19 protein-coding genes and 1 pseudogene are annotated in these 22,255 nt (G+C 39.2%); 16 read left to right on the top strand and 4 right to left on the bottom strand.

Features of this window, described 5'->3' with window-relative positions; all coding sequences use genetic code 11:
- Positions 1-240: 240 nt before the first annotated feature.
- A pseudogene (tnpC, locus tag ACSAZL_RS03085) lies at positions 241-1,115 on the bottom strand (IS66 family transposase); the annotation flags it as partial.
- A 77-nt stretch (positions 1,116-1,192) separates the two neighbouring features.
- Here tnpC and ACSAZL_RS03080 point away from each other — a divergent pair.
- The 8 genes from ACSAZL_RS03080 to ACSAZL_RS03045 all read left to right on the top strand — a co-directional run bounded on the left by ACSAZL_RS03080 (position 1,193) and on the right by ACSAZL_RS03045 (position 10,090).
- Positions 1,193-1,459 carry a hypothetical protein gene (locus tag ACSAZL_RS03080; protein ID WP_440947277.1) on the top strand — a complete coding sequence of 89 codons (267 nt, stop codon included), beginning with the start codon at positions 1,193-1,195 and terminating at the stop codon, positions 1,457-1,459.
- A gap of 950 nt (positions 1,460-2,409) precedes the next feature.
- Positions 2,410-2,949, top strand: a complete 540-nt coding sequence (locus ACSAZL_RS03075) for a DUF7344 domain-containing protein (protein ID WP_440947276.1) — start codon at positions 2,410-2,412, stop codon at positions 2,947-2,949.
- Between the two features lie 792 nt (positions 2,950-3,741).
- On the top strand, positions 3,742-4,347 hold the full coding sequence (locus ACSAZL_RS03070) for a TasA family protein (RefSeq protein ID WP_440947275.1): 606 nt from the start codon (positions 3,742-3,744) through the stop codon (positions 4,345-4,347).
- Positions 4,348-4,622: 275 nt separating this feature from the next.
- Positions 4,623-5,123 (top strand): signal peptidase I, encoded by a 501-nt coding sequence (locus ACSAZL_RS03065; protein ID WP_440947274.1) that lies wholly within the window; start codon positions 4,623-4,625, stop codon positions 5,121-5,123.
- Complete coding sequence (locus ACSAZL_RS03060; RefSeq protein WP_440947273.1) at positions 5,107-5,799, top strand: hypothetical protein; 693 nt, start codon at positions 5,107-5,109, stop codon at positions 5,797-5,799. The genes ACSAZL_RS03065 and ACSAZL_RS03060 overlap by 17 nt, the downstream gene beginning before the upstream one ends.
- Before the next feature lie 147 nt (positions 5,800-5,946).
- A complete protein-coding gene (locus tag ACSAZL_RS03055) occupies positions 5,947-6,978 on the top strand; it encodes a signal peptidase I (protein ID WP_440947272.1) in 1,032 nt (343 codons plus the stop codon).
- A gap of 604 nt (positions 6,979-7,582) precedes the next feature.
- The gene (locus tag ACSAZL_RS03050) at positions 7,583-8,734 is read left to right on the top strand and encodes a DUF5305 family protein (RefSeq protein WP_440947271.1); all 1,152 of its coding nucleotides are present in this window, start codon (positions 7,583-7,585) and stop codon (positions 8,732-8,734) included.
- A 738-nt stretch (positions 8,735-9,472) separates the two neighbouring features.
- Positions 9,473-10,090 carry a TasA family protein gene (locus tag ACSAZL_RS03045; RefSeq protein ID WP_440947270.1) on the top strand — a complete coding sequence of 206 codons (618 nt, stop codon included), beginning with the start codon at positions 9,473-9,475 and terminating at the stop codon, positions 10,088-10,090.
- 715 nt (positions 10,091-10,805) lie between these two features.
- Here ACSAZL_RS03045 and ACSAZL_RS03040 read toward each other — a convergent pair.
- On the bottom strand, positions 10,806-11,000 hold the full coding sequence (locus tag ACSAZL_RS03040) for a hypothetical protein (RefSeq protein WP_440948770.1): 195 nt from the start codon (positions 10,998-11,000) through the stop codon (positions 10,806-10,808).
- A gap of 1,195 nt (positions 11,001-12,195) precedes the next feature.
- Here ACSAZL_RS03040 and ACSAZL_RS03035 point away from each other — a divergent pair.
- On the top strand, positions 12,196-12,465 hold the full coding sequence (locus tag ACSAZL_RS03035) for a DUF2551 domain-containing protein (protein ID WP_048173626.1): 270 nt from the start codon (positions 12,196-12,198) through the stop codon (positions 12,463-12,465).
- Between the two features lie 506 nt (positions 12,466-12,971).
- Here the strand turns inward: ACSAZL_RS03035 and ACSAZL_RS03030 are convergent.
- Positions 12,972-13,154: a hypothetical protein gene (locus ACSAZL_RS03030; RefSeq protein ID WP_440948956.1), complete on the bottom strand. Its 183-nt coding sequence runs from the start codon at positions 13,152-13,154 to the stop codon at positions 12,972-12,974.
- Positions 13,155-13,522: 368 nt separating this feature from the next.
- Here ACSAZL_RS03030 and uppS point away from each other — a divergent pair, with 368 nt between their 5' ends.
- The 7 genes from uppS to ACSAZL_RS02995 all read left to right on the top strand — a co-directional run bounded on the left by uppS (position 13,523) and on the right by ACSAZL_RS02995 (position 21,646).
- Positions 13,523-14,419, top strand: a complete 897-nt coding sequence (gene uppS / locus ACSAZL_RS03025) for a polyprenyl diphosphate synthase (RefSeq protein ID WP_440948769.1) — start codon at positions 13,523-13,525, stop codon at positions 14,417-14,419.
- Positions 14,420-15,033: 614 nt separating this feature from the next.
- A complete protein-coding gene (locus ACSAZL_RS03020) occupies positions 15,034-15,549 on the top strand; it encodes a rhodanese-like domain-containing protein (RefSeq protein ID WP_440947269.1) in 516 nt (171 codons plus the stop codon).
- Positions 15,550-15,570: 21 nt separating this feature from the next.
- The gene (locus ACSAZL_RS03015) at positions 15,571-17,664 is read left to right on the top strand and encodes a thioredoxin domain-containing protein (RefSeq protein ID WP_440948768.1); all 2,094 of its coding nucleotides are present in this window, start codon (positions 15,571-15,573) and stop codon (positions 17,662-17,664) included.
- An 89-nt stretch (positions 17,665-17,753) separates the two neighbouring features.
- Positions 17,754-17,987 (top strand): cytochrome b5 domain-containing protein, encoded by a 234-nt coding sequence (locus ACSAZL_RS03010; protein WP_440947268.1) that lies wholly within the window; start codon positions 17,754-17,756, stop codon positions 17,985-17,987.
- Between the two features lie 70 nt (positions 17,988-18,057).
- A complete protein-coding gene (locus ACSAZL_RS03005) occupies positions 18,058-18,579 on the top strand; it encodes a pyridoxamine 5'-phosphate oxidase family protein (protein ID WP_440947267.1) in 522 nt (173 codons plus the stop codon).
- A 165-nt stretch (positions 18,580-18,744) separates the two neighbouring features.
- Positions 18,745-20,985 (top strand): PEP/pyruvate-binding domain-containing protein, encoded by a 2,241-nt coding sequence (locus ACSAZL_RS03000; protein WP_440947266.1) that lies wholly within the window; start codon positions 18,745-18,747, stop codon positions 20,983-20,985.
- A 100-nt stretch (positions 20,986-21,085) separates the two neighbouring features.
- Positions 21,086-21,646, top strand: a complete 561-nt coding sequence (locus tag ACSAZL_RS02995; RefSeq protein WP_440947265.1) for an adenylate kinase family protein — start codon at positions 21,086-21,088, stop codon at positions 21,644-21,646.
- A 38-nt stretch (positions 21,647-21,684) separates the two neighbouring features.
- Here the strand turns inward: ACSAZL_RS02995 and ACSAZL_RS02990 are convergent, their stop codons facing one another.
- Positions 21,685-22,206, bottom strand: coding sequence for a nicotinamide-nucleotide adenylyltransferase (locus ACSAZL_RS02990; protein WP_440947264.1), 522 nt, complete (start codon positions 22,204-22,206; stop codon positions 21,685-21,687).
- Between the last annotated feature and the right edge of the window lie 49 nt (positions 22,207-22,255).

The raw sequence follows: 22,255 nt of genomic DNA, 5'->3' as shown, positions 1-22,255 counted from the left end.
TTTTTTAAAAAAGAGATATATAGACCTCACATTAAAGATAATATTTTCTTTAAAGATGGGAGCTTTAAAAAAAATGATGTGGGTAGATCAATGACATTACAAAGAAAAACAAAAATTTCCGGAAGTATATTTCTAAATTTAATAATTAAGATTGAATCTGTTTGAAAAATATAATTGAGGAGACCCTTTTGCATTCTGAACAGGCATATAATGTTTTGAAAAAAAGTAACTATTCAGGGTAGTTAACGGCGCTCCCTTGAGCGCCGCTATAATATCCTCTAAAACAAGCAACCCATTCTTTCTGATTGTAGAAATGTAAGCTCTAATTCTGCAGAAAGCTTCCGCTCCTTATGTTGTTCTGAAAGTTCCTGATATTTTCTGCTGCAATTTCATCATCCTGATCTCTTTCTGCCTGATTATTCTCAAACGGAACTTTCAAATCTGTGAGGAATCTCAGGATCTCCTCTTTGTGTTCCATAAACCTATCCAGCAGATTCTTTGCTTTAGTTTTTGGATTCCTACCACGTTTTCCTTGCTTATCAGGATTTAGAGAATGTGGATTTTCTTCAATTCCTTTCATGACTGCAGCATCAAACCTTTCTTTCAATGCTTTAATTTGCTCAAAATCCAGTTCTTTGACTAGCTCTTTGCATTCGTCAGTATACTTTTTCATCTCAGCGAGCAATTAATTCATTTCATTAGCCCACTGCTGTTTATAGTTCTCTTCAATTCCGGTAAGTTCCCTCTGAAGATGAGCATTGCAAAGAGCATGATCACAATCATAAACGTTGTAAAGTTTCCATCCATCATGAACTGCTGTTCCCTTAAACTCCGGAAAAATTCCCATAGCATTTATTGCTTTTGATCCTCTTTTACGATGAGCAAAATAACAGGTGTATTTGTCATTAGAAGCTACATGAAGCCAATGTCTCTTTCCTTCAATTTTCATTCCGGTTTCATCACAATGGATAACAGGAGAAGTAATTAGCTTCTCCCTATTCATGTTCTCAAATTCCTCTAAATTCCGGAAACATTCTCTCTACTCTAATTATCGTAACAGGACAGATTTTTATTTCCATAATGTTATTGAAAAATTCAGAAATCCTTTCATACGGGTTAAGATACTTTTAAGTATAAGTTCATAAGATTATTTTGGTAGTAGAGTTCCTAAATTTTAGCTGAGGGGGTTTCTATGATTGAAAACATTTTAGATCCAATGATTGCAGAGAAACAAAACAAAAATGGAATGGGTTTAACCGTATTTTTAACGTTAAAAGATGGTAAACAAATTTCCTGTTATGATGTTGAGGATTATCATATCACTTCTGACCCTGATGATATTCCTCAATGGATCGTTATTAAATCAAACCAAATGAGTGAAGTAAATGCTGTTAAAGTGGAAGATATAAGTAAAATACATGCTCACTTTAGTGAAATTAAAAAATCCAGTATTAACTAATTATCCAAAAATTTTTTTTCATTAGTTCTTTTTAATCGGCTCGGGATGAAAAATCTGTTTTTTAGGTTCAAAGGGTTTTTTTGTTTTATCCCAAAATTATTTCGCTTTTTTAATTTCTTTTATTGCAGTTATATGTCGTATACAGATGACTCACTTTTTACTTCAACTTCAAATTTGTTTCATTTTACATGATCATTCCACAGTACCAAAATGGAATTGGAATTTACCCAACATTTAACCTTTTAAGTCGCCTGCTGTTGCATCGCGTATTGAACTTTAGAATGGTTTTGAATCTGCGAAATAATTTCAGGATACAACAGTATTTATGAATGAGAAATATCTGTTTTCCAAGCTCAAAAATGGTACTAAAAATGTTTAAAAGGATAAATTGAGAGAAATATAATTTTGAAAAAAAATAAAATATATTTTTTTGAAAGGGATGCACATTTAATCTTTTTGAAGGAAATAAATAATTAATATACTTTTTAACCACATAGCGTTTTTTTAACTATCTAAATTTCTAACGAATTTACGAAACAATAAGTAAAATTTATATCGAATGATCGAGAAATCTGGACATATCAGTCAAATTAAAATTATAATGTTGTTGCCTGTGTTAAATTTCTAGTTTAATTACCTAAGCTTAAACTTTCAGATTGTCATCGGAACTTCACATCGCAGTGAATATATTTTGGAACATGTGACTTAAAATCGAAATCAAATATGAAGATATAATAAAATTATAAATTATATTGGAGATGGCTAATAAATAGGTATAATTCTTATAGTAGAACATCATTACTTTATTAAATTTAATCACAAGTTAGGATATTAAATAAAACTTAATTAATCCTCAAATTTGACTATAAGTGAGTTATATAATTAATAGCACAAGAATATAAAAATAAAATGTTTAAAAATATTCTATAAGTATTTTTGAAGGGATGTTTATGAATGCGGAGGGAATTAATGCGATAGACGTCAAAACAAAACTCCAATATGTGCAGTTGTCTAAAAGTGATATTTTCGGAATCCTTCAAAATGACCGAAGAAGATGCGTTCTTGAACTTCTCCGTGAGAAGGGGAGTCTGAGTGTGCGCTCTCTTTCAGAAGAAATAGCACGCATAGAAGCCGGATCCGAAGAACCAAAAAGTAATACCAGAAAAAGCATATATGTATCCTTGATCCAGAACCATATTCCAAAAATGGAAAGTCTGGGAATAGTTGTTTATAATAGAGAGCAGGATAGTGTGGAACTCCTTCCCACATCCCGCAATTTTGACATATATATGGAAACTGTCAAAAAAGGTGACATCCCGTGGAGCCAGTTTTATCTGGGTTTCAGTGTTCTCACCATTTTCGGTAATGTAGCAATCTATGAAGGGGTTATTGAATGGATATCAAACTTTCAATGGATGATTTTTGTAAGCTTGGTTTTTTTATTGTCATCATTAGTTAATCATTTACATATTCAGAAATTTGAAGAATAGCTGATTTTAAAATACACTTGTTTTCCTATATGGATAATGAGGTCTCATGATAATGATAACAAACTATTGCCTGGATACGATTTCTTTATCTGTTATTTTTCCAGATTCGATTTCTTTTCTTCCGGATATTAGGCATATTCATAGCAAATTTTTTATTTCAGTCGAATACCCCGCTAGCTTGCAGCGGGGATGGAAAACTTCCCCGGTAACCGTCAATGATAATATGACGTATCAATTTCCTTTTCAGGCTGTTAATTTTTGCTCAAACTAAATTGTTTAGGGTTATTGTCTACTATAACGAAATTTTGAGCGGTGATACGCCAGCGCAACTTTGATTTTTGGATCAGCAACAGACATTGAAAATCATATGAAGAAATCTTTTATATCTTCAAAATTTATAGTGTAATTTTCTATATATCCAGTAATGTACCTTTTTTTGCAATAGTCCAACAGAAATTCCCTATTACCATCATATTAAGTTAAGATGCTTCTCGATATCGTTAATATCCCATTAACTGCCCAAAATCCAAGCTAATTAGCCAATAACTATCTTCAAAAGATTCATAGAAGATGGTAGCTCAGATCAGCGGGAGTGAAGGAAGGACACCAAAAAATTAGAAGGAATCAAATCCATAAACGGATTGAAATCCGGAAAAATGGGAGGCAGAAGAATTAGCAAACGGAATCTTATTTTTACCCTTACCTTTCGATGATCGGCTAACATATTGACAATTTAAATATCAACAAATATGGGGGTACAAACAAATGTTTAACAAGAAAATACTTTTGAGCGTGCTCATCATCGGCCTGGTCAGTGTTATGGCAGGGTCTACGACATGGGCATACTTCCAGGATACAGAAATAAGCGCAGATAACACTTTTACCGCAGGAACTCTTGATCTTTCTTTAACTAATGCTCCGTTTTCAATTGGGAATATAGAACCCGGGGATGCTGGCGCAGAAAATCAGACAATCCAAAATGTTGGATCCCTTGCGGGGGAACTCGATATTCAATTAGGTGCAATCGCAAATATAGAAAGTGACGGATCTACTGAGTTCGAGAATGACACTATTGGTGGTGAAGGGATAGGGGAACTCGGAGGAGTAGCAGAGATGGCATTGTGGCTTGATTGGGCTGGAAACGGAATTTTTGATTCGGGTACTGACATCACACTGTATCCTAATGGAACCACCACTACGGCCAGCACATACTTCGGTACAATAAATTCATATTCCGGAGCTGACTGGGATGCTGTAACAATCATGGATAGCGGAGACGATTATAATTTCACTGTCCAATGGGACTTCCCGACGGGAACTGGTATCGACAACACAACTCAGGGAGACAGTGTTATCTTTGATGTCACATTCATTCTTGAACAGGCTGACTATGATTAAGGCAAATAACATGGATTAATTAAAACACGGATTGAGAAAATAAATAGTGGGTTAAACCCACTATTTTTATTTTAATACTTAGTACAAAATTTTATATAGTAATACTGCGATTGTCTAATTAAATATAGGGAATCTTTCCTATCAAATAGCTTTCTCGGATGAAATATAAGTTGAAATCTGGATTCTACAAACCGCAATCCGAAGGAAAATCTTGTATCCAGACTGCTAATTTAAAATTTAATACTCATTATGATACAAACTGTTTCAAAAATAATATGAACACAAAAGACATACTTAACGTAATACTGCTGATTATTCTGATAGCTCCCATCATCAGCACCATGATTCCGATGGACTCGCTTCATTTTATGACTGTAACGGGTACAAGCATGGAGCCTGTGATAACTTCAGATGATATTATTGTTATCAGTTCCGGGGAGAATTCCATTGAATCAGGTAACATCATATCATATTATTACCATTTTGAGGATAATCCCTTTCCATTCATAATCACACACAGAGTAATAGGTTTTGCACCTGAAGGTTATATAACAAAAGGAGACGCATGCGCAAACGCAGACAATTACGTGGTGGCACCTGAAGATGTAATAGGAGTTATGCACTTTAAAATTCCTTATCTTGGTGCTCTTATACATTTTGCCAATACCTTAACGGGATTTTTCATACTTGTTATTGTGCCAGCTATTATCCTGATAATTCAAGAGATAAGAAATTTAATGAGAATGGAGAAAGATAGGGATGAAGCCTGCAAATAGATTCGTACTTTTCTGCTTATTGCTTACTTCATTTATGTCACTAAATTATATATGTGTCAGCGACGACATCGGCACATTAGCACATTGTTCTGATTCTGAATCCTGTACTGGAAACATAATTATCGCTGGAGTATGGAATTCTGCAATTTCTTCTGCTGAAAGTAAATCCATTAACGAAGTTGACTCCCCTGAAGCGATTGAGTTCTTTAATAATAGCGACTCTAATGATGATGAATCCTTTAATAATAGTGACTTTAATGATGATGAATCTTCTAATAATAGTGACCCTTCTGCTAATAGCGAAGCTGACTTGATCGAAGTATTAAGTAGCGTTCTTGTGATCCCTTCCGGCAATGAAAAACAATCTTACTGGAAACTTGATATAAAGGGAACTTCAAATGGAACTTCAAATATAACTATTGATATAATTCAAGTATGGTGGAATAGTTCTCAGGTTAATGACAGCCATCTGATAAAGATAACAATAAAAGAAAGCGAATTCTTCAACGGCAGTAAATCGTCAGGAGAACTTATTGACGGCACTGATCATTCTTTTCCTTCCAACATTACGGTAGATCTCAAATCATATTTTGATAGTGATGTATCATATCTGACTCCATTAACTATCAATATAACTATGGGAGACGGGTCTGTAAAGAATTATTTATCAATATAAATATTAGAGATACGTACATATGAAATTATATGTCAAAGTGCATACGGATTACTGACTGTAGTGTTTTACACTGGATATTTTATAATTCATACCTTGGGTCGTTGTTGAAGTTTCAGCCAAGAATAGCAGATAGGTTGGTATGAAGGCATGGAAAAAAAAGAAATTCTTCAGGTAGCGATTGTACTTGTAACTGCGCTATTCCTTATAAATACTTTAATTCCACTATTAACAGGATCAGAAAAGGCTATGGTAGTGCTAAGTGGGAGTATGACACCGATAATGCTGCCTGGAGATATGATAGTTGTAGAGTCCGTCAATCCGGAAGAACTTACAGCTGGAGATGTCATAGCTTTTCTGGATCCTGGTGGCAAAGATACATTTGTAACACATAGAATTGTCAAAATAGAGGAAGAAGGCGAGAAACGAATTTTTAGGACAAAAGGGGATGCAAACGAGGAAGAGGACTTCTTTAAAGTCCCAGATTCGGATGTAGTTGGAAAATTAATTTTCGTTATTCCTTTTGCAGGATATTTGCCTGAGGCTACAAAGAATAAGGCAATTTTCTTACTCACAGTGATAATTCCTTCAGTCATCATAATACTGGATGAAATCAGGACAATCATAGAATATTCCAATCCTGTTCGCGCTCGTAAAATTGAACAGAATAATATAAAAGTTTCCAGACGTTCATATTCTATGATTATGGGAAAACGGCTAATAGCAATCTTTTTGGCAAGTGGCTTCATATTTTCAGGAATCGCCATTATTAATTTAGGGGAGACCGGATCTATGTTTCTTCAGAAGGACAATAAAGTAGAAAATACAGGCTTTCTTCCTTCTGTATGCGTGCTTCTGCCGGAAGATTATAAGAATAGGTTTGCTATTGAACCATGGTATGCAGTGATTCCTCCGAATTATGAAATTCAGGTTATTGCTTCTGAAAACATGCATGTAACGATTAGCTCAGCACCTTATGTTCTGCCGGTCTTCTGGATAATATTACTAGCCGAAATAAACCCTTATCTACCTGCAGTTGCCGAGATTGCGCTTTATACCTCAATTTTTACGGTATTCATGTTTCCCCTGTGGTATAGAAAGATAGTACTCGGAAGAAAGATTAAACGAATGAGATATAAGCGCTTGCTTATGCTGTGGAAAAGAACTCTCAATTTAGTATAAACGTTCCGTAAGCATAGTTACTGTCTTAGTTAATTAGTATAGTAGGAGCGCAGAGGATCCCGAATACCTCGACTTTTGGAGGCTGTCTGACAATTACCTTCGGTAATAAAAGAATTCCTTCTTTTTTGATTTAAAGGGCTTATTTGCTTTCTTTTTAGCACTTTTTTATTACTATTAATAATTGTTGGACAGCCTGTTTGGGTCGGGGATTATTTTCAAGCTTCATCCCGAGCTGAAAAAAACGATATTGAGGTGGAAATCTGTACTCATGTTACAAATTCTATCGATCAGTTAAAAATGTAGTAGCTGACACAATCAAGCATTACATCAAGGATTCACAGAAAAAACAGAAAGCAGAAGTCGAGTCCTGCAAATCAGTAAAACTAGGTCAAAGAATGATTGACGATTTCTGACCCCGGAAACATAGTGTGTGGCCTGAAGCATACCCGCCATTTTGGGTGGGGTGACTGCGCGTAATTTGACTTGAGGATGAAATGTTTCCACCCGTTTGTAATGAAAAAGAGATTTCGTCCTGATCGAAATGTAGACATTGTTTATCGAATTCTGAATATAAAAATACAATAAAAATAAAGAGTCAAACTGTATGAAAAAAATTAAATACTTGCCAGTCATAACTTATACAAAAAATATCATGTGTGTTGCAGGAGATAATATGCTGGAAATATTTTTCCTTAAACTGAAAAATACACTAATAAACAATTCCGGAATATTCATTGTAGTATTAGGGATGGCAGTAATATTATCCAGCTCTTGGGCTTATGAAGCATATACGCAAGATGTGTATGAAGAACAGGAAGAGTTGATTTCTTCTTATACACAACATGGAAAATATACCTATACAGCTCCTGTAACAGAGAAAAATCCTCTCTATCCTAAAGGAAGCAGGCTTGAAATGGGAAAACCAATGTATTTTTTCGCTGCTTCTCCTACTCTTAACGTTTCATTGGCTTACAACCTGAATGCTACAGATTCCGCCTCTCTCCAGGTAGAATGTGAGACTGTTGTTGTTGCAACCAGTGAGGAGAATTCGGGGGGAAGTCAAAAAATAATATGGAAAACAGAGTTTCCTGTGGAAGAGATGGGATATGTTAACATTGGAAATAAAGATGTACTTATCCATGAATTTTCCGTTAATGTGTCGGAAATTCGGTCTAAGGTAATAGGAATACAGGACCAGCTAAAATACTCATCAGATACAACGATAGAAATTGTTACTCATGTCAATTATAAAGGAGAAATAAACGGAGAAGAAATTAACAATACCACAGATTTTGCTTTACCCTTAGTGATCAATCCTGCATATTATAAGATGCCCGAAAAACTGGAATTTAATGAAAATAACTATACATATGAAAAAATTATCATTAAAAAAGAGCCTTCAGTATCAGCAATAAAACTCCCTCTTTCCTTATTTCTGCTCAGCACATTTTCAGTAGGAGCACTTATTCTATGCACAAAAAAGAATGACGTTGATCCCGAACTCATAAAAAGATTGAAAGAAGAAGAAAAATATTCACCTTTTAAAGAATTTGTTAGCAAAGGTAAAGTTCCGGATAACTGGAATTCTCTTATTCAGGTTGAGATATATTCCCTCCAGGACCTTGTGGATGCTGCTGTTGATATGAATGAACGCGTAGTCAATGATATCGAATCTGGTGTGTATTTCATAATTCATGACAATGTAGTATATGTTTTCTTGGATGTGCCTTCAAAAGAAAGTGAAGACGAAAACTGACGGAAAACCAAGAAATGTTTCATATTTCTGTCTATACAAATGTAAAATTGCAACCTGTAATATATTGGCAACGTTTTAATTTTTTATCATATGTTTAAGCGGTACGTGGTATTGTTTATAACTCGGATAACATTTTAGTTTTTTATCATATGTTTAAGCAGTGCATTGTATCGTTTATAATTCGGATAACATTTTAATTTTTTATCATATGTTTAAGCGGTAAGTTGTATTGTTTATAATTCAGATAACATTTTAATTTTTTATCAGATGTTTAAGCGGTAAGTTGTATTGTTTATAATTCAGATAACATTTTAATTTTTTATCAGATGTTTAAGCGGTAAGTTGTATTGTTTATAATTCGGCAATCATAACCTGACTAATTAAGAATGGCTCTTAACAAGGATCAAATGATTATTTTAAATTAAAAAATAGTCCATTCAATTAAAAATGACAGCTGAAAACGATGAATCGAACAAGAAATCAAAAAGATTTAATCTAAAATTTCGAGATATGGATTGATCTCAATTACTGAGCTCATCCCAAAACCTAAAATTGATTTTCCAATCTTGAATTTGGAGAATCAATCGAATTCTTGGTAATGAAAAACAATTTTGAAACTCTCATTGATCAGGGACAAAACTGGTTTTGGGGTTAGTTCACTATTAAAGAAGCAAATTAAGACAATAATCCTATCTCCCATTCAAAAACTATGGGTATAAGCACAGGAGAGGCGTAAAGGTGGAAAACAAAAGGATAATCTTGAGTGTATTCATCATCGGTACAACGTTAGTTTTAACAGGTGTTGAAACAGGGGCATATTTCAGCGACACAGAGATAAGCGAAAGTAATAAATTTATTGCAAAAGTTTTGGATATTAATATCACCCACAGTTTCAACTTTGAGAATGTTCCACCGGGTCTTTCCAAAAAAGAATCAGTATTAATTCACAATAATCCAGAGTCTGTAGAAGCGAATGACGTCTATTTGGAAATTACCGTTACTAACCATGAAATTAGTGACGATACGGATGCTGAGCGAGACTCTGAGATTTTGCTTGGAATAACCAATGAAGCTGGAACTAATAGAGGGGAAACTGAAATCAGTAAGTGGATTCAAGTAACTAAAATGAGATATAATAATAATAATATCCTCAATCTTTACACTGATCTTAACGGAAATGACTACATCGATCTCGATGATCTTAATCAAGCTGGTCGAGTTAAAGTCAACCGTAATGATGAATTATCTCCTGATGAAATTGCTTACATCAATATCACTATGTTACTCGACCCTGATACCGGAAATGAATTTCAGGGAGACAGAGCTGTAGTAGACGAAATTATCACAGCTATATGAAGCTCGTGACCACAAATAGTCATATCAGACCATTTGATGGAGAGCGTATCGATATAAAGAAATAAGTATAAATACATCATATATTTATTAAGAGTGAACTGAGAAATGGATTTAGATTTGAAATCCTCGTTTGTCTCGCAACTCCTGATGAAATAAACCAAAAAAAACCAATTCTTTTCTCACTTACTTTCAGCAAGCTTGATTATTTTTCATATATATTTAGAATATTTTTAACTCTTAAAAGAGTGGGTAAAAGAAAAAAAAGGAAGGAGTCGGGAAAAGTGAATGGGGAGAAATAGGATATGGAGCAGAAGATTTGAGAGTTTCTTCTGGACCTTTTCGGGAGAAAAAAATATCTATTTTTCAGGTTCAAAAGGTTACTTAAAAGTTATAGAATGGGTCGGAATTGAGAGGAAAGGGTTTTTCTAAATTTTTAGTTTGATGGCGTGGAAGAGGATTAAATCCAACCAGCTCTTATATTTTTTCCTTTTTTCAAGCTATGAACATTTATATAGAGCTCATCCCAAAACTTGATTTAACCACATTATTGCTGCTAACATTACAGCACCAAGGTACGATATTTCTTTGATTTCATACTTTGGCAAGACTTTCTTGCATGACTCTATCCAGCTAAAAAACCCTTCTATTCCACTTTTCTTTTTAAAGTTGTTCCAATATATCTTTATTGGTCCTTCTCTTTTCTTTTTCTTCTATTTCATATGTTCACTGGTATGTTGGACTTTATTCCTCTTCTTCTGATATATTTTCTGATGTTATCTGTGTCATATATTGCATCTGCTGTTACTTTGGACGGCCTGTTTACAGGCCTTCCTTTAGGTCTCTTTATCCTGAAATTTTTAAGTGTAGGGATATAAAGAGTTGAGCCATTCTCATTTGCGAGAACAACAATAATTGAGAGAGGAACCTTTTCTAAATCTACTAAAACGCTTAATTTTACTCCTTTTTACTTTCTTGTAGCCATCGTTAACCAATGTTTCCCCTTTTTTAGCAGGAACATCTTTCGTATCATAAAGCAATGTGAAAGATCTATTTTCTTCAAATAAGCTGATCCCAAAAGTGATTTCACTTCTCCTTAACAATTACCATAACTGCTTTCAAGATCAGAAACTTGACTGATTATGCGGAACATAAGATTACAAGAAGCAAATTCTGAGTATTAGGATGAACTCAACAAATAAAATTCAATGCCTGCTCGGAGTGTTTTAAGCAGGAAGTTCATTAAGGGATCAGAACTTCTAATCTTTCCTTGTTGTCTTTATGCTTGCAGGCATTAAGGGACCAGAACTTCTAATCTTTCCTTGTTGTCTTTATGCTTGCAGGCAGAACTGGAAACGTTAGTTCGAATTGTTTCCGCCACTTCTACTGTAAATATTTATACATAAGATATTATTCTTCAATAATAACGTACCTTCAGGCAGGGAACCATTTCAGTATATGGCACTGATATTTAACCTTCGCTTTAACGGTCAACCTTCACTTCATTCCTTTGTTGTGAAGCTGAAGGTCAGAGAAACAAAAACTACGGGATTTTCAGCTTTTCCTAATTGATCAGGGGAGCTGCATAACAAATCAGTACATCCATAGTATACTCCAATATATTTATTCAAAAAAAAGTAATCCTAAAATATATAAACGATAAGGATATAGGGTATTCGATTCTTAGCGCTCCTATTTCAGGGTCGCACCTGTTTGGAAATAGCAAACATAACGGAATGAATACAGTATTAAAAGAGTATAATTTAAATCAATATTAAAAGAGTAATTTAGATCAATATTAAAAGAGTAATTTAGATCAATATTAAAAGAGTAATTTAAATCAATATTAAAAGAGTATAATTTAAATCGATATTAAAAGAGTATAATTTAAATCAATATTAAAAGAGTATAATTCAAATTAATATTAAAAGAGTATAATTCAAATTAATATTATAAGAGTATAATTCAAATTAATATTAAAAGAGTATAATTCAAATTAATATTAAAAGAGTATAATTCAAATTAATATTAAAAGAGTATAATTCAAATTATCATTAAAACTGAGGTGTCCGAAACTGCAGACTGCGGAAGAAAGGGTAAGAGCGAGATTGATAAAGTATCTCGGCAGGGACGAAAACGGGATACGCAAGGTTGTGCTCAATCTCTTCCTGACCGGAGACAAGTTCACCACCGGTGAAGTTTATGACTTCCTCGATAAAGGAAATTTCGAGGTAAGCTACCGGGGAGTGTCAGCTATGGTCGGGCTTATGAATACCAGGCTTGGAATCCTGAGCATAAATGTCACCGGGGATCATAACGTGTATTCCCTGAAAGAGAGTTATAAAAACATCGTCGGCTCTGTTCTTGAGAATTACTGACTTTTTATGTTTGAAAGTTGTATTATACCTGCTTTTTGAGAGGATCTGGATAAAACCCTGAGCCACGGGCGTCTATTTCGAGCGAGAATCAAAGTTGTGCCGGCACACCCGCTTCAAGCAGGTTTGGTTCGATCGAAACAAACAACCTCAAATCAAAGGTTTTCAAAATCCTCCTACCATTTACAAATATTTTTGTGGAAAATCAAATCGAAATAATTTTATATTAAATCGTATTTTCCTTTAACAGTTTTCACACATGTTAACTTTCGTGTGCAGAACATAATTCGTGAGAATAGTGTAAAAATCCTGAAAACCCCTCTTAAAACCCCCAGTTTAAGTAAAATTTTCCTGCTCTAATCAAGCCCCTCAATTAGAGTTTTCGGAAAAGGGTTTACCAGAATGCTGATCTCATGACTCGGAATTTGTTTCTCTGGATCCCATCTTTAGGGTGAGCAGTCGGGTTTCCGACTTAAAAAAATTCAAAAAAAACTCCCGATAGTTCGGAGTCAATAACTTCGGGATAAAGCAATTATATAGCAAAGAGCGGTAAATAATATCTTCACATTCACTCTTTCAACAGTAGTATCAAGAAATTTTCCTGCATTAAATATGTTTTTTGTAACCGCATAAACTCTTTTCCCCCAACTCCTTCCGACCAATCCCCTATCTGAGTATATCTCTGTTCCCACGGATATCCCCTAACCGCATATGCTCAGAGAATCCAGGAAAATTTCTGAATAAAATGATTTTGTATTCCTCTTTGGGAGTAAATCAGTAAAGTATTTCATGAATTAAAATTAATTTAGTAAGAAATGAATTCCCATGAGAGATGAATTCCCTCTATTATGAGTATGCTCATAGGGGTTGATACTCTCCATATTACGCTTTCCCAGCAAAAAAGATATTAATTATCCAGAACTAGAGGGAATACTGAATTTCGCTTAGTAAAGGATCTACATAGACAAGCCTGGAACCGATATATTTTAGGGGGAAACAGATTATTAGCCTAAAAATGGTACCGTGGAACACAGGAGCCTGCCGGGCAGGGCTTCGCGTTATGAAAAACAGGACATTCAGCATGTTCTACCGAGAGTATGAGCAGCTGCTTGAAAAGGAGATTTTAAGTTCCGAAATCCCTGACCACATAGCTGTAATCATGGACGGAAACCGCAGATATGCGGGGCATCTTGGAAGGGCTCGGAGCTTCGGACACGCCATGGGAGCGGAAGTCACCGAACAGGTTATTGAGTGGTGTTATGAGATAGGAGTAAAACAGCTAACCCTCTATGCCTTTTCCACGGAAAATTTCCAGCGTTCGGAAGAAGAGGTTGACGGACTCTTCAACCTGATCAACGAAAAGTTTCTGAAGCTTTACAATGACAAAAGGACCTACGAAAAAGAAATGCAGGTAAGGGTGATAGGGGACAGAACAAAGTTGCCGGCTTTTCTGAACGAGTCCATTGAAAAGATTGAGAAAGCCACCGAACACCATCGAAAGTTTAACCTGTACGTGGCTATTGCTTACGGGGGCAGACAGGACATAATGCAGGCAGTCCGGGATATTGCAGCCTGCGTTTCAAGTGGAAAACTTTTGCTAGAAGATGTTGATGAAAACCTGATCTCAAAACACCTCTACCCTGCTCCGGGAGTGTCTGTCCCGAATGTTGATCTGATCGTCCGCACCGGAGGAGATGAGAGAGTCTCCAACTTCCTGCCCTGGCAGGCTAATGGCAGCGAGTGTGCAACTTATTTCTGTGCTCCTTTCTGGCCCGAATTCCGAAAAATCGACCTGCTTCGCTCGATCAGAGTGTATCAGGCTCGAAAAGACGAAAAAAAGAGAGAGCAGTCATATCGGGTCACAAAAGTTATAAATTTCCTCAGAGTGGGAAAATACGGGGAAAAAAGCGAAGAACTCGGACAGCTCCTTCCGGTAAAAAAGCAGGGAGTGTCCTGAGACATTGAAAACCTGCGGAAAACAGGCACGGAAATAACTATGAATAACCGATCCCCCTGTTAACCCGTGGATATCATATTGACCGCAAGTATAATGTTGATCTGAAAGTTCCGGAACCACAACAAATCTCTTTTTGTCTGTACAGACACCACAATCCTTTTTTTAGAAAATTGTCTTCCTTACATGCAGTCTGCCAGAAAAAAACCCTGAAAATACCGATAAACCCTGAAAATACCGATATATTGATATTCCGGTGACGACTATGTAAATTGGGGAAAGTTTGGCCATACCTGATTTTTCAGTTCCCGGGGATATGGATCGTCCTGTGAACTTATCACACCCCCGGAAAAATAAAAATCTCTTAACAGGATTAAAGTTATCCGGTAAGGTTATCCGGTAAAGGATCAAATATCTGGTAGTTACTGATTAGATAAGGGGAGTCATAGCGGGTAGTTTCAGGAAGTTAAATCCTTACTCCTGCAGAACATGTATTCAGGATTCGGACTGAAGGCGTATGCGGCTGTTCAGGAGAGATTTCAGCTTCTACTCCCAAAAAATCTGCAAATATATCATGAACGAAAAAAATCCTTTCAGGATCGAGGGAAGAGAAAGAGATGATTTTTCAATTCGGATTTTACGGAAAAAGCAGGAATTCTAAAATAGCTGAGGAACTTGAGGTAGAGGGTGCAAACTGGATAAAAAAGATATTTAAATCAAAAGATGCCGGCATCAGCGGTTCTCAGGCTTCCGGAAAGGCTATGGAGTCCGGCAGTTCGGACGCAAGAAAAGCTGCATCCCGGAATGGAGAGAGTCTGAATAAGGAAACGATCTCAGCCTCTGAATTGAAAAGGGAACTGGATTCCGGAGCTCCCATTCTTATCCTGGATGTAAGAGAGGAAAGTGAACTTTCCGGAAAATTGGGGCACCTGGAAAATTCGGTAAATATCCCTGTTGGAAGCCTGGAAAGCAGGATTTCGGAGCTTAAAGAGGCAAAAGACAGGGAAATAATAGTAGTATGCCGCTCCGGAAAGCGAGCGGAAAGAGCTGCGGAGATTCTTATCCGAAATAGTTTTGGGAATGTAAAAGTCCTGAAAGGCGGCATGATTGCCTGGCAGGATCTGAAAACGTGAGGAAAAGCAGGAGGGATTGTACTGGGAAAAGAACAAAGAAAACCTAACAGCCTGATTAACGAAAAGAGTCCTTATCTTCTACAGCACGCCTATAATCCTGTGGACTGGTATCCCTGGGGAGAAGAAGCTTTTGAAAAAGCCAGAGCAGAAAACAAGCCCATTTTTCTCTCAATAGGATACTCTACCTGCCACTGGTGCCATGTGATGGCACATGAGTCTTTTGAGGATGAAGAGGTTGCAAGACTCATGAACGAAGCCTTTGTTTCCATAAAAGTGGACAGAGAGGAGCGACCTGATATTGACAATATCTATATGACCGTTTGCCAGATTATTCTTGGAAGAGGGGGCTGGCCCCTTAATATCATTATGACGCCGGACAAAAAACCTTTTTTTGCAGGCACATACATCCCGAAAAAATCACGCTTCAATCAGACAGGAATGATGGAACTGGCACCCAGGATAAAAGAAATCTGGGACCAGCAACATGAGGAAGTGCTTGATTCGGCTGAAAAGATCACATCCACCATCCAGAATATGATCGTGGAATCGGCAGGGGAAGGGCTGGGAGAAGGGATCATCGTAGAAGCCTATGAGGACCTGCTGAATTCGTTTGATGTCGAGTATGGGGGCTTTGAAGGGGCCCCGAAATTCCCGACCCCGCACAAAATTTCCTTTTTGCTCCGTTACTGGAAACGTAGCGGAAACCCGGAAGCTCTTCATATGGTAGAGCACACCCTGGACAATATGCGCAGTGGAGGAATCTATGACCACCTGGGATCGGGTTTTCATCGCTATTCCACAGACGGCATGTGGCTTCTGCCCCACTTTGAGAAAATGTTATACGACCAGGCTCTTACCGCAATCGCATACACTGAAGCCTATCAGGTCACCGGAAAAGACCTGTATAAAGAAACAGCAGAGGGGGTCCTTGACTACGTTTTAAGGGACCTGACATCCCCGGAAGGCGGTTTTTACTGCGGAGAGGATGCCGACGTTGAAGGGGAAGAAGGAAAGTACTACCTGTGGACCATAGAAGAGGTAAGGAGTATTCTTGGTCCTGAGGATTCCGAGCTGATTATTAAAATGTTCAATTTGAAAGCGGGGGGCAATTTTGAAGAAGAGATCAGGGGCAAGAAAACCGGAACAAATCTCTTCTATATGGTCTACTCTCCAGATTCCCTTGCAGCCGAGCTTAAGATCCCCATAGAAGAAGTTGAAGGCCGGATAAAACGTTCCCGGGAGAAACTCCTTGCGGCAAGGTACGAGCGCAAAAGGCCTTCAATGGATGACAAGATCCTGACCGACTGGAACGGGCTTATGATCGCAGCCTTTGCAAAAGGCTTCCAGGTTTTCAGGGAAGAAAAGTATCTGAAAGCCGCAGAAAAAACCGCGGATTTTCTCCTGGAAACCCTTTACAGCCCCGACAACAGGCTGCTTCACCGCTACAGGGACGGAGTTTCAGGAATTTCCGGAACTTCCGATGACTATGCTTTCCTGATACACGGGCTTCTGGAACTTTATGAGGCAAGTTTTGAGCTGCGCTACCTCAAAGCAGCCGTTTCCCTGAACAGGGAGCTGATTGAACACTTCTGGGATCCGGATAACGGAGGCCTCTATTTCACAGCCAACGATAGTGAGGCTCTGATCTTCAGAAAAAAGGAGTTTACGGATGCAGCAATCCCATCCGGGAACTCGTTTGAAATGTTGAATCTCCTGCGCCTCTCCAGGATAATTGCCGACCCTGGAATGGAGGAAACTGCGGACAGGCTCGAACGTGCATTCTCAAAGCTGATCAAAAAAGCACCTTCAGGATACACCCAGTTTCTGTCTGCCCTTGATTTCAGGCTGGGCCCTTCATACGAAGTAATTATTTCAGGAAAACGCGAGTCTCCGGATACGGTAAATATGCTCGAAGAGCTCTGGAGCTACTTCGTACCCAATAAGGTGCTGGTCTTCAGGCCCGAAGAAGAAAATCCAGAAATTGCAGACCTTGCAGAATATACAAAAGAACAGCTCCCTATTGAAGGAAAGACAACCGCATACGTTTGCCAGAACTATGAATGTCAGCTTCCTACTACCGAGACCGGTGAGATGTTAAAGCTGCTTAATGTCTGATACGGACCTCAGGATGAGATTGAAACTCGGACTGATAAGATTAAAACTCAAATCAGTATTGCAAAGTCAAAGAAAGGAGGAAATCGGAAATGAAAGAGTACACACTTGAAGAACTTTCAGAGTACAACGGGAAGAACGGCAAGATTTACATTGCCTATGACGGGCAGGTATACGACGTATCGGACAGTTACATGTGGGAAGACGGAACTCACCAGGGGCTCCATGATTCAGGGCAGGATCTCTCGGAAGCAATGGACAACGAAGCGCCCCACGGCCCTGAGGTTTTTAAGGATTACCCGGTTATCGGAACTTTGAAAAAATAAAAGGCGTTGTGACGAATGGTTAAAAGGTTTCAGGAAAATGCAGGATAACAGATAAGAGGGAGTTGTAAGTATGAAAGATGAGATTGCATCCGCTATTCCTCAGGATCTTGAGGAAAAGGAAGGGGAAACCCCTGTAGAGAAGACAGGGCTCGAAAAAAAAGAACTGCTTGAACAACTGAAAGAATTTTTTGAATCCCAGCCCCTTGCCGTCTTGGCAACTCAAAACGAAACAGCGCCTTACGTGAGTCTTATTGCGTTTGCCTCGGATGAAAAGCTCAGGTATATTCTTTTTTCTACCACGAAAGCAACCAGAAAATACTCAAATTTGTCAGCAAATCCTTCAATTTCCCTGTTGATTGACAATAGAAAGAACACAATAGAAGATTTCCGGGACGCTATGGCTGTAACAGTGCTCGGGAAGGTCGAACCCATCGAGGACTTCGAACGCAGCATAATGGAAAAAATCTATCTGATGAAGCATCCGCACCTAGTGGATTTTTTGCATTCGCCTACAACGGCTTTCCTGAAAATCCGGGTGGAAAAATACATTGTTGTGACCCGTTTCCAGCACGTTGTTGAAGTTTCGGTTTGAGTTTCGGTTTAGTTTCGGTTTAGTTTCGGTTTAATATACCAATCCGGCTTGAGATATTTACTCGGTTTGATATCTTTATAATCAGACATTTTTCGATTTAATCAAGCCTTATTTCTATTTGATCCGCCTGCTTCTATTCAGGCATGAAATATTTGATAGAGGGGGTTGATTACGGGAAAGTGGCTCATACATATCGAAGAGACCCGGGAAAATACCGGAAAAGTCTGCGGAGGAAAAGCTTCTGCCCTTGGTATCCTGCACAGGGAAGGCCTGACTGTCCCGGCAGGAGTCTGCATCTGCACCGGAGCTTACGAGGCATATGTTGACAGGACAGGGCTCAGGGGCAGAATTCTCCTTGAACTCAGCCGAAAACCATTTGAAGAAATGCGCTGGGAAGAACTCTGGGACATTTCGGAAAAAATCAAGCACATGTTCATCCGGACCCCCCTTCCGGAGGAAATGGAAAAGGAACTGGAAGAAAGGCTTATCGGTTACTTTGGAGAAAAAGCAGTTGCTGTCAGGTCTTCTGCCCCGGGAGAAGACAGTGCAAAGACTTCTTTTGCAGGGGTGCATGCCTCATATGTTAATATCCACGGAGTCCGGGATATCCTGCGGCATCTAAGCCTTGTCTGGGCTTCCCTCTGGTCGGATGCGGCGCTCCTTTATCGGAAAGAAATGGGGCTCGACATTCTCAGCAGTGCGATGGCTGTGCTTGTCCAGGAAATGATAGATGGCCGGGTATCGGGGGTTGCTTTCGGGAAAAATCCTGATTACGAGTCCGAAGCCGTTGTCGAAGCCGTATACGGACTTAACCGGGGGCTTGTTGACGGCACTGTGGAACCTGACCGCTGGACCCTTTCCAGGCAGACAGGGAAGATAAAAACTCATCTGCCGGCTGAGAGGGAAAAAGCGGTGTTTGCGGGAGAAGAAGGTTCTGAACTTAAAGCCCTGCCCGAAGCATTTCAAAAAAACCCGCCTCTTACCCCTGCCGAGGTTCTGGAAGTCTTTGAACTGGCCCGAAGAGCGGAAAACTTTTTCGGAACCCCCCAGGATATAGAATGGACTTTCAGAGACTCAACCCTTTATGTTCTCCAGGCAAGGCCGATAACCACTCTCCTGCAGGAAGACAGGGACGAAAAGAGGCGCTGGTACCTGAGCCTCAGGAGAAATTTCGAAAACCTCAAAGAACTCAGGAGAGCCATAGAGGACAAATATCTCCCGGCCATGCAGGCAGAAGCCCAAGAGCTGGAAAAAGAAAAAATTGGAAAATTGCCGGATTCTGCCCTCGCAGAGGAAATAGAAAGAAGGGCCGAAATCTACAGAAAGTGGTATGACATTTACTGGGAGGAGTTCATACCCTTTGCCCACGGAGCCCGCCTTTTTGGAAAAGTCTATAATGAAACCGTAAACCCCGAAGACCCCTATGAATTTACAGACCTCCTTTCCGGGACTGAAATGTTAAGCCTCGAAAGGAACCGGAAACTGGAGGAAATCTCCGAAAAACTCCGGAAAAGTCCGGAGCTTATGCAGGCAATAAAGGAACAAAACGAAGCTGAGGAAACTGCCCCGAAAAAAGCCATAACCGAGTTTAAAGAAGATCTTAACTCTTTCATCTCCGGATACGGAGGGAGCTATTCTGAAAGTCCCGGGGCAAAAAAAGGTCTTCGCCGGCTGCTCCTTGAGATGGCTTCCCATCCCCCGACTCCCATGACTGCGGAAGAAAAAGATAGTAACCGCATACAATACCTGAAAGAAAAATATCTCTCCGGTTTCGAAGACAAAAACAAGCAATGTGCAGCCGAGCTGCTTGACCTTGCCCGCGCGAGCTACCGCCTCAGGGATGACGACAATATATATCTCGGGAAAATAGAAGCCGAACTCACGAGGGCGTTGTTTGAAGGCAGAAAAAGGCTAATTGAAAGAGGTTTAGAGAAAGAAAGGCTTCCGGGAGATCAGGCTTTTTTCACCCCGAAATTTGAAGCAGAGCTGATAAAAACCCTTCGAGATCCTGATTACAGCCCTAAATGGAAAATACTGCCGCAAAAACAGAAAATCCCCCGGGAAAAGGTAAATCCAAGGCAGCTCCTTGGAAGCCCTTCCGGAAGAGGAGTCGCTGAGGGATTTGCAAGGGTTATCCTGAAAGAAGCAGACATTTTCAACCTGAAAGCAGGAGAAGTCCTTGTCTGTGATGCCGTAGATCCAAATATGACTTTTATCGTACCCCTGTGTTCCGCAATTGTGGAGCGCAGAGGAGGGATGCTGATTCATGGGGCCATCATTGCCCGAGAATATGGAATTCCCTGCATTACAGGAGTCACGGACGCAACAGAACTCATAAAAAGCGGAGATTACCTATCAGTGGACGGATACCTGGGGATCGTTACGGTGCTGAAGAGGCGGGAATGAAAAAATTCCGAATCCCTTGATCCTCCTTTCCACAGCTGAAAACCCGGCCTGGCTAAACCGGGATTAAGTATAACTGCGATAAAACCTTATCTCCCTCTCCATGCTCATAGGACTCACAGGTACGCCGGGTACGGGAAAGACCTCGGTAAGCAAGCTTCTCGAAAAAAGAAGGCAGTGGAAGGCAATTCATCTTAATGACCTGATCAAAGAAGAACACCTCTACACCGAGGTTGATGAAAAAAGGGATTCGGTAGTAGCGGATATGGAGCTTGTCCGAAGCCGCCTTCCTGAGCTCATTGATGAAATTGAAAAAGAATCGGCAAACAAAGTGGTAATTCTCGAAAGCCACCTTGCCCACTACATAACAGACATTGTAATCGTGCTCAGGGCTTACCCGCCCGAACTAAAAACAAGACTCGAAAAGCGCGGGTATTCCGAAGAAAAGGTTAACGAAAACGCAGAAGCCGAATCAATCGATTTGATCCTGACAGAAGCTTTTGAATGGTGCGACAAAGTTTACGAAGTAAATACGACCGGCAGGACTGAGGAAGAGACCGCAGAAGATGTGGAAAAAATCATAGATTCCCTCCTGAGCGGAAAAGAAGAGGAACTGCAGGAATACAGCCCGGGCTCCCTTGACTGGATAGATTCGGTACCCTGAAAGGAATTAATGAGAAGAAAAGTATTGCCCAGACCGAATCATAAAGAAAAGTTGCTATCGCTTGCAGCAACATTCCTGAGACGGGTTATTCCGTCAATATCTTTGATTGTTTCCACAACGGGCTTTGGAACAAGGTGCTCCCATTTTTCTCCGGCAATCATCCTTCTCCTGATTTCAGTCCCGGAGTACCTTTCCCTGACATAGAGCGGGGATTCTTTAACACAGAACCCGGCTTCCCGGAAAAGCTGGATGACGAGAGGATTGTTCGAGTACACCACGTCAAAGCGAGGGGTCCTGGATGCGACGTGGTGGACCCAGATAGAGTTGTACCTGACATCTTCGATGGGGAGGACGTAATGACGGATGGGGAGGTTCTCAAGCGCATTATAGAGCATCAGTACCCTTTCCCCTGCCGTGAACGGATCGGTGGCTTCATGGCTTTTCTGGGCACTTCCTATGCCTATGACCAGTTCATCCACTTCTTCGGCAATCCGTGTAATTACGGCATGGTGCCCGAAATGATACGGCTGAAAACGTCCGATATAAAAAGCTCGTATCATCCCGGATTCCACCTCGAATTTGTACTGGTTATCTTTTTGGATATATCTG

The sequence above is a fragment of the Methanosarcina mangrovi genome (genome assembly GCF_052057765.1).
GTDB lineage: Archaea > Halobacteriota > Methanosarcinia > Methanosarcinales > Methanosarcinaceae > Methanosarcina.
This window is presented reverse-complemented; position numbering and strand designations above follow the sequence as displayed.

Bases quoted from the DNA above. Each gene is read 5' to 3' on its own strand.
- ACSAZL_RS03080 (WP_440947277.1), top strand. From the start codon at position 1,193: ATGATTGAAAACATTTTAGATCCAATGATTGCAGAGAAACAAAACAAA.
- ACSAZL_RS03075 (WP_440947276.1), top strand. From the start codon at position 2,410: ATGAATGCGGAGGGAATTAATGCGATAGACGTCAAAACAAAACTCCAA.
- ACSAZL_RS03065 (WP_440947274.1), top strand. From the start codon at position 4,623: ATGAACACAAAAGACATACTTAACGTAATACTGCTGATTATTCTGATA.
- ACSAZL_RS03060 (WP_440947273.1), top strand. From the start codon at position 5,107: ATGAAGCCTGCAAATAGATTCGTACTTTTCTGCTTATTGCTTACTTCA.
- ACSAZL_RS03055 (WP_440947272.1), top strand. From the start codon at position 5,947: ATGGAAAAAAAAGAAATTCTTCAGGTAGCGATTGTACTTGTAACTGCG.
- ACSAZL_RS03050 (WP_440947271.1), top strand. From the start codon at position 7,583: ATGAAAAAAATTAAATACTTGCCAGTCATAACTTATACAAAAAATATC.
- uppS (WP_440948769.1), top strand. From the start codon at position 13,523: ATGAAAAACAGGACATTCAGCATGTTCTACCGAGAGTATGAGCAGCTG.
- ACSAZL_RS03020 (WP_440947269.1), top strand. From the start codon at position 15,034: ATGATTTTTCAATTCGGATTTTACGGAAAAAGCAGGAATTCTAAAATA.
- ACSAZL_RS03010 (WP_440947268.1), top strand. From the start codon at position 17,754: ATGAAAGAGTACACACTTGAAGAACTTTCAGAGTACAACGGGAAGAAC.
- ACSAZL_RS03005 (WP_440947267.1), top strand. From the start codon at position 18,058: ATGAAAGATGAGATTGCATCCGCTATTCCTCAGGATCTTGAGGAAAAG.
- ACSAZL_RS02995 (WP_440947265.1), top strand. From the start codon at position 21,086: ATGCTCATAGGACTCACAGGTACGCCGGGTACGGGAAAGACCTCGGTA.
- ACSAZL_RS02990 (WP_440947264.1), bottom strand. From the start codon at position 22,206: ATGATACGAGCTTTTTATATCGGACGTTTTCAGCCGTATCATTTCGGG.